We start from the raw sequence: 12,140 nt of genomic DNA, 5'->3' as shown, positions 1-12,140 counted from the left end.
GACGTGCGGGGTGACGGGGAGGACGTTAGGCGCGCCGACGCACACCACATGGTGCGCATCGGGCCGGGCAGGATGAACGCGTGAGCGACACGGCGGCAGAGGCGGAGGAACGAGGCGTGGACGAGGATCTGGACGGCGAGTACGCCGCGGACTGCCGGGCGAGGGTGGCCTTCGAAGTCCTGTCGAACCGCTGGGACAGCGTGATCGTGTACGTCCTCGGCGAGAGCGGGCCCATGAGACCTCGCGCGCTGATCACCCGCATCGGCGGGATCAGCCCCAAGGTCCTCAACGAAGCCCTGCGCCGCCTTGAGTACAACGGCCTGGTCGCACGCCAGGCGTACGCCGAGGCCCCACCACGCGTCGACTACTCGCTCACCGAGGCGGGCCGCGCGCTGCTGGACCCGATCCGTGCGATGGGCGCGTGGGCGGGACGCCACACCGAAGCCGTCCTGGCGGCCCAGGCCCGCTTCGCACCCCGAGAGGACCGCCCGCACAGGAGCTAGCGTTCCCGGAATCCGGCAACAACCGTCCCCGCACGTGGCCTGCGCGGTTCGCCCGCTCCCCGCACCCGTTCCACCCGCACCGCGTCGAGGTGCGGAGACACGATTCCCACGAGGTCGTCACACTCGCCGACGGTCCCGCCGCCCGTGACGGCGCGTCACCGGCCCACGAGGGCACCCCGCGTCGCGAGGATCTTGGAAGTGCGTACCGGGTACGGATGAAGTGCACAGGCGCCGGCGAGTCAACGGAAGGCGTGGGCGTTCTCCGAAGCCCACTGCCGGAACGGGCGGGCTGGAGTTCCGGTGACCTGTGCAACCGTGTCGCGCACCATCAGCAGTTCGTGGTTCACGTCTCCGCCGGTGACGTCGAGCACCGCGTCCGCGACCTCCGGGCCGAAGACGGCGGCCATCCGCGCGCGTGCCTGCCGACGGCTGATCCCGGCGAAGGGAATCTCCCGTTCCAGTGCTGCCGCGATGGCCTCGACCTGCTGTCGGGCGGTGACCGGCTCCGGACCGGTCAACGCGTGGGTGCGGCCGCGATGTCCGGGCTCGGTCAGTGCCACGCGTGCCACCGAGGCGATGTCCGCAGGATGGATGGTCGGCAGCGCGGTATCGGCGTACGGCGCGCGGACGGTCTCCCGCGCGCGGATGGAATCGGCCCACATCAAGGCGTTCGACGCGAACTGGGTCGGCCGCAGGATCGTCCATTCCATGCCGCTGGCTTTGAGCAGTTGCTCCACCGCCAGGTTCTCGCCGGCGGGACCGAGGTGGGGGTGGGTCTGGACGGTGATGGACGACACCAGCACGACGTGCTCCACGCCCGCCCGCCGGGCGGCTTCGAGGACGTCGGCGTCCGGCCCCAGACGCGACACGAGGAACAGCGAGCGCGCCCCCTCCAGTGCGGACCCCAACGAGGCGGGCTCCGCGAAATCGCCCCGCACGGCCTCGACTCCGTCGGGGAAGACGGCTCCCGAGGGATCGCGGGTGAGCCCTCTCAGTGGCCCGACACCGCGTGCGTGCAACTCCTTGAGCAGGGCACTTCCGATGTTTCCAGTGGCTCCGGTCACGAGGATCATCAACGTGTCTTCCCTCCGTCAGAAGATCGAGTAGGCGACACGCTAGAACCTCAACCATGGTTCAGATCAAGGGCGCACTGCCCAGCCTGCGGCCGGGCCCGGTCATCCGTACCGGGCTGGGCACGTCGACGCCGTCGGAGGCGAGGTGGATCTTCGTGGTCAGTCCGCCGCGGGACCGGCCGACGGCATGGTCGTCGGGTTCTCGCGCCGATCACCTCGCGGTGGTCCCGCCGGCGGCCACCCCGCTTCGGCGCCGGTCCGGGGCAACGGCTCGATCCGCGCCCACTGCGCATCAGTCAGCGGCACTCCCGGACCGACGACCGGCTGGCCCAGACGAAACCGGTCGCCGAACGGGTCGGCGGAACCGGCTTCGTTCACGTGAAGTGGTTCTGGCACAGCTTCCGTGCAGTGGCCACGGTGAGCGACGGCCGAGCGTCTCCGGGCGGTATGCGACGTCGCCTGAAAATGGTTGGTGGCCAGCGCCGCTGGGCTGACAGCCCGGACCGTGGAAGACGTTGTACTCCGGCTGAAGACGCTGTCGTTCCCGGCGATCGCGGACATCGCGGTGCGGTCGATGGACATGGGTATCGAGAACGTGCGCCGTGGCGTGCAGTGCACCACGGCTGGTGTCGTCTGCCCGGGATGCGGAGTCTGCTCGACCCGAGTTCGCAGCTCCTACCTGCAGTTTCTCGCTGATGTCCCGAGCGCCGGACGAAGCGTCGTACTCCGGCCGGAGGTCCGGCGATTCCGGTGTGGGAACACCAAGTGTCCACGTCGGACGTTCGTGGAGCAGATATCCGGCCTCACCCGCAGGCACGGCCAGCGCACCGAACGATTGCGTTCCCTCCTGAGCCCAGTCGGCCTCGCCCCGGCCGGCCGGGCTGGCGCTCGCCTGGCGGCCGTGCTCGGCATGTCCATCAGCCGGAGCACGATCTTGCGCCTGGTCGAGGCGCGGCCCGAGCCGGAGGTGCCGACGCCTCGGGTGGTCGGCGTCGACGAGTACGCCACCCGCAAGGGTCGCCGCTACGGCACTGTCCTGGTGGGCGTCGAGACCCGCCGTCCGATCGATCTCCTGCCTGATCGGGAAGCATCGAGCCTGGCCGCCTGGCCGCCTGGCCGCCTGGCCGCCTGGCTCGCCCAGCGGCCGGGGATCGAGGTCGTCTGCCGGGACCGCGCGCCGTTCTTCGCGGAAGGCGCCACGGCCGGGGCACCCCAGGCAACGCAGGTCGCCGACCGCTGGCACGTGTGGCACCGCGGCGAAGCCGGAAGACCCCTTTCGCGGTCAGTGGCAGCACAACCGGACCTCCGTCCTCGACGAGTACAAGCCCCTACCGGGACGAATGCTGGGATGAGGGCTGCACCAACGCCTGAAAGCTCTGGGAGGAGATTGTTCCCTTGGGCTACCGAGGCAGCTACGGCCGGCCACCGCGCAGCCGCCGTCACCCCGCGTGGTGACGAGATGGATTCTCAGCCGACCCGAGACGCTGCCCGAGATCGAACAGCTCCGACCCAATGCCGTCCTGGCCAGCTGCCCCGAACTCGATGCCCTGACCGGTCACGTTCGGTCCTTCGCTCACATGCTCACCGAGCGCCAGGGCGAACGACTCCCGCAGTGGCTCGACGCCTCCGCCAGGACGGCCTTCCCAGCCTTCACGCTCTTGCGGCCGGCATCGACCGAGATCGCGACGCGGTCATCGCAGGCCTGACGCTGCCCGGGAACTCCGGAGTCGTCGAAGGCCACGTCAATCGGATCACGATGCTCAAGCGCCGGATGTCCGGCCGCGCCGGCTTCGACCTCCTGCGCAAGCGTGTTCTGCTCGCGTGACGAAGCCATGCGGCCTTCCACGGCCGAAACGGCTATACCGGCTCCTCAAACAAGTCGATCCCGGCGGGCCTGCGATCAAGGAGCGGTCCGAGACGCTCCTCCATGGCAGCGAACCACCCGTCGAGGTCCGTATCGGTGTCATAAAAGAACCAGGAGTCGAAGCTTCCCAAAGCATCCAGGTCCAGTGCCGGCGTGTAGCGGAGTTCGCAGCGAACTTGCACGTAGCGGTCGTGCTCACTGTCGTCACTGACGTTGAGCTGCCTCGTGAGGTCCACAGTGAACATCGGCCGCCCGCTGGAGACGTGCGTGCCGTACTGGAAGAGCAGGCCGTCAGAGTCGGCTTGGGGCGCTGCGTGAAAGCGCCTCCGTCCGAAACGCATGAAGGCGAGCCACGCACCCCGCGTCGTCCCCTCGGCCGTCGTCGACTGCTCGGCCGTGAGCTCGGCACGCAGACAGGCGAGAGCGTCCTTCGACTGCGACCTGTTGGGCATGCCGGCTCCCCTCGTTCTGTGGAGCAGCACCATAACCTGGCGTGATCGGATCGAATTCAGCTCTGGTCACCGAGGCGTATGCCTCGGTGACTCGCAACGCTCGGTCACTGCTGCACGGAAGCTGTGCCGGGACCCATGAAGCGGCAGCGTTTGATCAGTGGCCACTCTGAAAGAGCTCACTGCGAGGCGTGGGCACTGTCCGGAGCCGAGGAGGCCGTCGGCCGCACCACCGTCATCGCCGACGGCGGCTACCGGGGCACCGGCCTGGTGACCCCGCACCGTCGCGAGCGCGGGCAGAGCGAACTGCCGGTCTGGAAGGAAGAACACAACACTTCTCACCGTCAGGTCCGCGCCCGTGCCGAAACCTCCTTGGTTTTCGGGAAGCAACCTCGGATGGAGTGCGTCGACATGCGCAAAATCACTGGTCGCAACCTGACTGTCGCGGTGATGATCGCAGTGCCGGTGCTTGCCCTCACCGGCACTGCGGGAAACGCGTACGCGCTGGACGGTGAGGCCGGCGAAGACTCGCCCGTCTCCAGTGCGCCCGAGTCCCCCTCGATCCCCGGTGACGAAATCGTCATGCCCGGCAAGACGATCCGCGGCAAGCCGGCGCAGGTCGCCGGGCGCAACTGGTCGCTGACCACGAGTCCCTGCGTCATCCGGGCACAGGAACTCAAGGCGGCCGGCGGGCTTGCTGAGGCGGCATCGGCACCCGTGGAGCCTGTGCTCGACAACTGAGGCCTCCCGACGCGATGGACCCCGCGGGACGGATCTACCGGTCGCTCTGGCGGGACTGGCCATAACGGTCGGGCTGTCACCCCCGCTGGTCCGGGCGTGCCGTTGACCGATGCCCAGTGGGCTCGGATCGAACCGCTGCTCCCGGACCGGACGCCGAAACGCGAGGACCCACCCCGCAGAACGGGGCCGGCCGGGAAGGTTCCGGCGCCGTGATCGCACCAGCCGCATCGAAATCGCTTCATGGATGAGGGGCGGCCCGGCCCGCCTCTCGGCTGCCGCTCAGCGGAGACGCCCACAGGGGGTCGTGTCGGGATCTCCTCGTGAGGTGGGCCAAGAGGTGTTCCGCCGCGACGGAGACGGTGTCTTGAGGCGCGCCGACCGCGGTCAGGGCGGCGACGAGCCTTGCTGACGCTGTTTCCGGCACGTCCGGGTCGGTGAAGAGGGGAAGCAGCAGCAGGAAGCGGGTGTCCGTGTCCTGGACGCCTTCGTCCGCGAGCGACGGATTGTCGGCGAGCCGGATCAGTTCGTGCCAAGCCAGCCCAGGGCCCGAGAAGTCTCCGCCCCAGCCGGCGACCTGCTCGGCGTAGCTTCCGTCCGGACGGGTGATGAGGTGGTCGGTGACGTAGTCGCCATCCGGATTGCGGGAGATCACCACGGCTCCGGGGCCCTCTTCTACCGGCATCCTGAACACCGGCCAGTGCTCAGGGTCGAAAAGGGCCTCGGACGGGGCATCGACATCGGCACCGTCCTCACCGAACCACTCGGGAACCGGGCGCTCGGCACATTCCCCGTCGCCGCACAGCGCCAGGAGGTGGTTCGACCAGAAGCCCGGGTGGAGCAGCAGCGACTCACCCGGCACCAACGGGCCGACGTCGTATCCCTTGATCAGCACCCCACGATCCTGGCACCGGCCACTGACACGATCCGATCCGGGACCGGCAGCGGGGTGCCGTCCGGTTACGGGACAGTTCCTACGCAATGGCGTCGGCATTCACCGGAGGGTTCCTCCTCGGCGTCGTACGAGCAGATCGTTGATCACGACGGCTGTGCTGCGGGGGTCTCCCGCAGAGGGGGCGCCTTCTTGACCTGCCCGTCTGGCCATGTTCGCGCCTCGCCTGCTGCGAGGTGCTGAGCGCCCGGTCTCCAGGATGAGACGACGTGTCCTGAGGGAGACCGCTGAGTGGTTCTTCCCACGACAGGAACCCCTGGGGCGGTGTCAGCGCGAGACCGTCTGCTCGCGGATGCCCGGACCGGCCAGCAGCGCGTACACCACGGCCGAGACGAGCATGCCGACGGGCACGGAGAGGTCCAGGTGACCGAGGGCCGCGCCGAGCGGCCCGGTCCAGACGGTCGTCGAGAGGAACAGGGCGGTGGCGACGGCGCCGGCGACGACGGAGAGGAGGCCGGGGCCGCCGAAGCCGCCGGTGTACCAGAACTTCCCGCCGGGACGTTCGTCGAACAGATCGCGTCCGTCGTAGCGGTTGCGGCGGAGCACGATGTCGGTCACGTACACGGCCATCGTGGGCACGGAGATCACGAGCAGGAACTGAAGCATCAGGTTGATCGCGTCGATCAGGCTCGACGACAGCACGAGGACGATCGTGAAGGCCGTGCCGAGCACGCCGATGAGGATCGCCGACGGGATCCGCCGGATCGGCACGCCGATGGACTGCAGCGCCATGCTGGCGGTGTAGGTGGTCATGCCGTTGAGCGCGATCGTGTTCACGATGACCCCGAGGACGAAGGCCGGGGCGAGCCAGGGCGGCAGCTTCTCCAGCAGGGAGTACTCGATGCCGCTCTCGAGGCTCTCGGCCCCCACGGTGCCGCCGAGCACGATCCCGAAGGCGCTGATGAGCACCCCCGGGAACAGATTGCCCAGGGTCGTGGCTCCGACGATGCGCGACGGCTTCGTGTCACGCGGCAGGTAGCGGGCCATGTCGGCGCTGTTGCTGAACGAGAGCGGGGAGGAGGCGAACAGCGCGAAGGCGACCGTGAGGCCGGACCACAGCGGCAGGCCGCTCAGCGGCTCGGGCTGCGCGAAGCCCCAGTCGATCGAGGGAGCGATGAATCCCAGCACCGCGGCGAAGATCACGGACAGCGCGATCGCGATGCCCATGTAGGCGCGCAGGATCAGGGTGTGTCCGTAGAGGGCGACGAGCACGGTGATCGCGGCGGTGACGACGGCGACGAGGATGAGCGCGGTCGTGCGATCGGGAAACCCCCACCGCATGAGGAGCTCGGCGCCCATGAAGGCGGCGGCGACCCAGTTGAGGGCGAGGAACACTCCGGAGATGAACCACCCGTAGAAGGCGATCACGATCTTGTTGCCGCGGATGCCGTAGATCGCGCGCTGGATCACCGAGCCGGAGGTGCCGGCCGCGGGCCCGGAGATCGCCACGATGCCGGGCAGGACCGACAGGACCGAGGAGGCGAGCAGGACGAGCAGGCCTTGCCAGATCTCGAGACCGAGGACGATCGTCAGCGACGCTCCCACGGTGAGGTTCAGCACGCTGACGTTGGGCGCCGACCAGACGAAGAAGAGGTCGCGCGCCCTGCCGTGACGCTCGTCGTCCCCGATGATCTCGATGCCGCGGGTTTCGGGGGTGGCGACCGAGTCGAGGGACTCGTGTCGGGGCGGGGCGGACTCCCGCTGAGGACGGTCGGAAGCGGCGGATGTCTCGGACATGGTGGGCCTTCCAGCAAGACTCTCCGGCCCGTGCCGACGCGGGCGGGCGGAGGTGAGGTGGACCGGGTGATCGGGATCTCGGATGAGGGCGGGGCGGGGGCAGGGGCCTCAGCGATCGCTCGCCGCGGGCGCGCGGTGGGCGACGTCGCCGTGGACGAGGGTGAGGAGGACGGACGCGGACAGCAGGTCGTCGGCCGGCCGGGAGAGGGGATCGCAGTCGAGCACCGCGGCGTTGGCGTAGAACCCGGGGGCGATGCGTCCGTACGCGTGGTCCATCTTCCCGGCGAACGCCGCTCCGCTGGTGGCGGCGGCGAGCGCCTGCGCCGCGGTGAACGCGCGCTCGGGACGGTACGGCGCCAGCTCGGGGGCGAGCGTCGAGCGGCCGGACATCGCGATGAACAGATTGTGCAGCGCCTCGTGCGGCGCCGTGGGGGCGTCCGTGCCGAGCGCGAGCGGCACCTCGCCCTCGCGGAACCAGTTCCACGGGAATCCGTCCTCGGCACGCCGGTCGCCGAGTACGGCCCTCCAGTTGTCGAGGATCGCCGGATCGCAGTGCACCGGCTGCATCGAGGCGACGACGTTGTGCGCGCGCATGCGGGCGACCGTCTCCGGGGCCACCGACTCGAGGTGCTCGATGCGAGGACGCCGCGACGCGTCCGCTCCGTTCGCCTGTTCGCACGCGACGACGATGTCGACCGCGAGCGCGCTCGCCGCGTCGCCGATCGCGTGCATCGCGAGCTGCAGACCCGCCCGGTCCGCGGCGATCGCGACCGGCATCACCGCTTCGCGGTCCCAGATCGGATCGGCGTTCGTCCCGTCGGCGTAAGGGCGCACCATGGCCGCGGTGCACGCGTCGATCACGCCGTCGAGGATGAGCTTGACGCCGGCGACCCGCAGCCAGGGCGTGCCTTCGGCGGCGAGTTCGTCGCGCACCCGCACGGCCCGCTCCACCTGCGCGAGATCGGCGGCGGCGTCGCCGGTCGCGCCGATCAGCCAATGCGCGGACACGGGGAACGGCAGGCGGCCGTCCCGGCCCAGCAGACGGCGCAGTGTCGTCATGGCGCCCTCGCCCATCCCCATGTCCACGGCCCCGGTCACCCCGGCCCTGAGGTAGGCGTCGAACGCGCGCGCCAGGAACGTGTCCCGCTCCTCGTCCGTGGCGATGCCCTCGAGGTACGGCAGGACGAGGTCCAGCGCGGCCGTCTCGAGGAGGAAGCCGGTCGGCTCACCGCGCTCGTCGCGCACCACCTCGCCGCCGATCGGATCGGCGGTGTCGCGGTCGATGCCGGCGGCTCGCAGCGCCGCCGAGTTCAGCCACGCCGAGTGCAGGTCGTTCGCGTCGAGGAACACCGGGATGTCGTCGATCACCGCGTCGATCATCGCCGCGGTCGGCTGCGAGACGCCCTCGGGCAGTGCGTCGAACAGCCAGCCGACCCCTTCGATCCGCGTGGCGTCCGGGTTCTCGCGACGGGCTTCCAGGAGCCGTTGCCGGATCTGCTCGACGGTCGTGCAATCGCGCAGCTGCACCTTTCCCTGCGCGTGGCCGAACATCGACAGGTGCGCGTGCGCCTCGATCACTCCGGGCATGACGAACGCTCCGCCGAGGTCCACCTCGGTGGCGTCCGCGCCCGCCGCCGCCCGTACCCCGTCCGCGGAGCCGACGGCGAGGAACCGCTCGCCGCGCACCGCGAAGGCCTCGTGGCGTGGACCGTCGGCGAGCCCGTCGAAGACGACGGCGTTGACGTACACGGTGCTCTCGGACATGCGCGGTTCCTCCTTGATCGAATGCGGACGGTTCCGAGGCGGCCGGACGTGCGGAGCATGGGTGTCCGGGCGTGTCCCTCGGGCGTGAAGCGCACGGCTCCTCTTTGCCGAGTCCGATGGCCTCACCGGCACGCAGAACGCGCGCACCGTCGCATTCCGTTGTTCAAGAGCCTTGCGGCTACGAATTCATGCGAGCCGAATCGATTCGGCAACGCAAAGCGTGGACCAGGGTGTGCGATTCGTCAACGCTTCCCGCAGAACACGTCCGCCCGGGCATCCGCCCGTGCACCGTGGTGAGTACCACCGCCGGCAGGAGGCGGTCCGGTGTGCGCCGGGGTCGGTAGGCGGTCCGGTGTGCGCCGGGGTCGGTAGGCGGCTGTCCGGTGTGCGCCGCAGTCGGTAGGTGGCGGTTCGGTGTGCGCCGCGGCCGGGGGCATCGGCACGCCCGGTCCGCACCAGGAGCAAGCGGCACGCGGCTCGGCCGCCACGGCGATCCCGCCCGACGTGCTCCACCGTGACCGGCGGGAAACGACGCCCGGGCGACCCGCCCCGGACGCCTCGGGGATCGCCTGCGGGCGGCCCGCGCCGGTGCGGCGCGCGTGACCGGGGGCATGGAGATCGGGCATGGAGATCGCCGCACGGGAGGGCCGGGGCGGAGGCCCGCGCGCCCCGGCTTCTCCGGACGAGCCGGCGAGCGCCCTGTCCCGCGGGGCTACGTCTGCTTCGCCCACCCCTGTGGTTCGACGATGCGCCCGCCCTCGAACCACACGTGCGCACCGGCCGCAGCCGCAGCCGTGGCCGTGGCCGTGGCCGTGGCCGTGGCCATGATCCCGGACAGCAGGCGCGCCGCGGTGGCGCCGTACTGGCGTGGCGAAAGGTCGATCACCGGGCCCGTGGCGAGGGGCGGATCGGAGGCGAACGACGCGACCGCGAAGCCCGCCCGAGGTGCGGGCCCGGCGACCTGCGTCAGAGCGTGCTCGACCTGAGGCGCGATGCCCTGGACGCCGCACACGACCGCGTCCACCCCCAGGTCGAGGGCTTCGGACAGGGCGCGCCGGATCATCCCGGGCGTGGGGCGCCCGGCGAACAGGCGCGTCGAGCCGGGCACGCCGGGCGACATCGCCGGTCGCGTCCCCGTCGTCGCGGTCCAGGCCTCGAACACCTGCTGGGCGTCGGACACGAAGGCCGGCTTCTTGTCCCCGGACACGCCCCACAGTTCGAACCGGCGGCACCCCCGGCGCAGGAGGCGCTCCAGCAGCCCGGTCTGCAGCTCGGCGTGCCGGGCCTCCAGAGTGACGGCGGCGCCGAGTCCTTCGGAGGACTCGTACCGGCCGACCGCGACGACCGGGACCCGGGCACGGAGCAGAGCCGTGACCACCGGATCGTCGACGACGGGGTCCACGGCTATCACGCCACCGAGTTGCAGCCCGCTCGTGAGCGAGTCCTCACCGACCATCAGGACCGTGTCCATGCCCCACGCCAGCGCCTCACCCGCGACTCCGAACGCGAATCGCATGTAGAACTCGAGATCGCGGGCCTCCAGGGGACCGTGGAACCCGATGGCGCCGACGCTGCGGGTGCGCAGCTGCCGGGCGATCCGGTTGGCGACGTACCCGAGCTCCTCCGCGGCGACCCTCACCCGCTCGCGCGTCTCCTCGGAGACGCGGCCCTTTCCGCTCAGGGCCTCCGAGACCGTCGTCCGGGACAGGCCGACCCGGCGGGCGACGTCGAGGAGCGTCACGGCACGCGGGTTCATGCACCACACCTTAAGCGAGTCTTGGCCGGGCACCGCCCACCGCTGCGCCCGTACGCCCCGGTCACACGCCCGTCCGTCCCCGGAACACCTCGGCCTCGACGGCGAGCGCCCCGGTATCCCGGGCAAGGTCCGGGCCGCGCGCCGGGGCCCGGCGGGGCCCTGGTAGAGGATGACGGCGCCCAGGAGGATGCCTGCCTCGTGAGGCGCGGACCGTCCGTCCGTCCGTCGAGTCATGTGCTTGCGGGCCCTCGAGGGCGTCCACGACCAGGGCGGGGTACGGCCGGCGATGACGGCATCACGGTCACGGTCGATGCCTGCGGCGAGCGTACGGAGGCCGGGGAGATCGTCTCGCCGGACGGCGTCGAGTCCCCGTGGCAGCCGTTCGCCCCGGTGCTCGGTGCGCATCCGGCCGAGGGAGTGGCCGTCGTCGAGGACGAAACGAAGGGCGGTGCTCCGGGTCGCGGGGCATGACCGAGGTGACCGGTCGAACGGGTCTTCTGCCGTGTCTCTGCCGCCACGGAGAAGTTGACCTATCGGAAATGTCCGAACAATCCAGATGATCTGTTATGACCGAGAAACTGGCCGTTGGGAGTCGGGACGAGACCGACCCCCAGGGGATCCTGGGCCTCGCGATCCCCACGGACCGCGCCGTGTGGATCGACCACATGGTCACCTCTTTGCACCTCAACAGTGCGGGCTGGCACGGTGGCCCGGGTGACCACACCATGCTGTTCCACGACCGGGACACCATCGACACCGAAGGCGAGAAGTGGAAGTTCGCGGCGAACGGTGACGGCACCTACGCCATCACCAACGCCGAGTCCGGCCACGAGCTGATCGTCACGGACGGCAAGCCGTGCAAGCGGGTCGTTCTCTCCGGCCCCGGCAGGTCCGGCGGGCAGAAGTGGCGTCTTCGGCGCTCCGGTCTGTTCGACAGCTTCAGCCTGCACCCGGCCGATGACCTCTCGGTCGCGGTCGCTCCGCTGAACAACACGAACCTGCACCTGTACCTGCTCCCCTTCCAGCCGTACCTGACGCAGTTCTTCACGGTGACGGACAGGAACGTCTGACACCTGCGTTTCCGTGCGGCGAAAACCTCGGCTCCGCGGTCGGATTCTGGCTGCGGAGCCGACGGCTGGACGCCGATGTGACCCGGCTGTTCCCACGGAGAGCGTTGGGGCCGACCGGAACGCAGACCTTCGGGCCGCGGTCCGGGGGGCCCCCACCCCCGAAAATCCCATGACATGCGGCCGCGGCCCGGGATGGGAACCGGTGGGGGGTTAGCGCGGTTTTCCCCGATAGGG

The 12,140-nt window shown here is 70.3% G+C and carries 9 protein-coding genes and 2 pseudogenes; 4 read left to right on the top strand and 7 right to left on the bottom strand.

What is annotated here, in order from left to right; all coding sequences use genetic code 11:
• Nucleotides 1-116: 116 nt before the first annotated feature.
• The gene (locus ACZ3IL_RS23165; protein ID WP_467392898.1) at nt 117-503 is read left to right on the top strand and encodes a winged helix-turn-helix transcriptional regulator; all 387 of its coding nucleotides are present in this window, start codon (nt 117-119) and stop codon (nt 501-503) included.
• Between the two features lie 239 nt (nt 504-742).
• On the opposite strand, the gene ACZ3IL_RS23160 is transcribed toward ACZ3IL_RS23165, so the two are convergent.
• Together ACZ3IL_RS23160 and ACZ3IL_RS23155 are read right to left on the bottom strand one after the other, a co-directional pair.
• The gene (locus ACZ3IL_RS23160; RefSeq protein ID WP_467392896.1) at nt 743-1,576 is read right to left on the bottom strand and encodes an SDR family oxidoreductase; all 834 of its coding nucleotides are present in this window, start codon (nt 1,574-1,576) and stop codon (nt 743-745) included.
• 100 nt (nt 1,577-1,676) lie between these two features.
• Nucleotides 1,677-1,784: pseudogene (locus ACZ3IL_RS23155) on the bottom strand (IS5-like element ISMt1 family transposase); the annotation flags it as partial.
• A 366-nt stretch (nt 1,785-2,150) separates the two neighbouring features.
• On the opposite strand from ACZ3IL_RS23155, the gene ACZ3IL_RS23150 reads away from it, so the two are divergent.
• The gene (locus ACZ3IL_RS23150; protein WP_467392920.1) at nt 2,151-3,401 is read left to right on the top strand and encodes an ISL3 family transposase; all 1,251 of its coding nucleotides are present in this window, start codon (nt 2,151-2,153) and stop codon (nt 3,399-3,401) included.
• Nucleotides 3,402-3,433: 32 nt separating this feature from the next.
• Here the strand turns inward: ACZ3IL_RS23150 and ACZ3IL_RS23145 are convergent, their stop codons facing one another.
• The gene (locus ACZ3IL_RS23145) at nt 3,434-3,892 is read right to left on the bottom strand and encodes a hypothetical protein (RefSeq protein ID WP_467392894.1); all 459 of its coding nucleotides are present in this window, start codon (nt 3,890-3,892) and stop codon (nt 3,434-3,436) included.
• A 183-nt stretch (nt 3,893-4,075) separates the two neighbouring features.
• Between ACZ3IL_RS23145 and ACZ3IL_RS23140 the strand changes: the two are divergent.
• A pseudogene (locus ACZ3IL_RS23140) lies at nt 4,076-4,255 on the top strand (IS5/IS1182 family transposase); the annotation flags it as partial.
• Between the two features lie 613 nt (nt 4,256-4,868).
• Here the strand turns inward: ACZ3IL_RS23140 and ACZ3IL_RS23135 are convergent.
• The 4 genes from ACZ3IL_RS23135 to ACZ3IL_RS23120 form a co-directional block, all read right to left on the bottom strand.
• Nucleotides 4,869-5,522 carry a hypothetical protein gene (locus tag ACZ3IL_RS23135; RefSeq protein ID WP_467392892.1) on the bottom strand — a complete coding sequence of 218 codons (654 nt, stop codon included), beginning with the start codon at nt 5,520-5,522 and terminating at the stop codon, nt 4,869-4,871.
• A 324-nt stretch (nt 5,523-5,846) separates the two neighbouring features.
• A complete protein-coding gene (locus tag ACZ3IL_RS23130; protein WP_467392890.1) occupies nt 5,847-7,316 on the bottom strand; it encodes a purine-cytosine permease family protein in 1,470 nt (489 codons plus the stop codon).
• 108 nt (nt 7,317-7,424) lie between these two features.
• Nucleotides 7,425-9,080, bottom strand: a complete 1,656-nt coding sequence (locus tag ACZ3IL_RS23125; RefSeq protein WP_467392888.1) for an amidohydrolase — start codon at nt 9,078-9,080, stop codon at nt 7,425-7,427.
• Nucleotides 9,081-9,792: 712 nt separating this feature from the next.
• Nucleotides 9,793-10,836, bottom strand: coding sequence for a LacI family DNA-binding transcriptional regulator (locus tag ACZ3IL_RS23120; protein ID WP_467392886.1), 1,044 nt, complete (start codon nt 10,834-10,836; stop codon nt 9,793-9,795).
• Nucleotides 10,837-11,402: 566 nt separating this feature from the next.
• On the opposite strand from ACZ3IL_RS23120, the gene ACZ3IL_RS23115 reads away from it, so the two are divergent.
• On the top strand, nt 11,403-11,906 hold the full coding sequence (locus ACZ3IL_RS23115; RefSeq protein WP_467392884.1) for an RICIN domain-containing protein: 504 nt from the start codon (nt 11,403-11,405) through the stop codon (nt 11,904-11,906).
• Nucleotides 11,907-12,140 lie beyond the last annotated feature (234 nt).

Source organism: Streptomyces sp. NPDC014907, from assembly GCF_055562975.1.
This window is presented reverse-complemented; position numbering and strand designations above follow the sequence as displayed.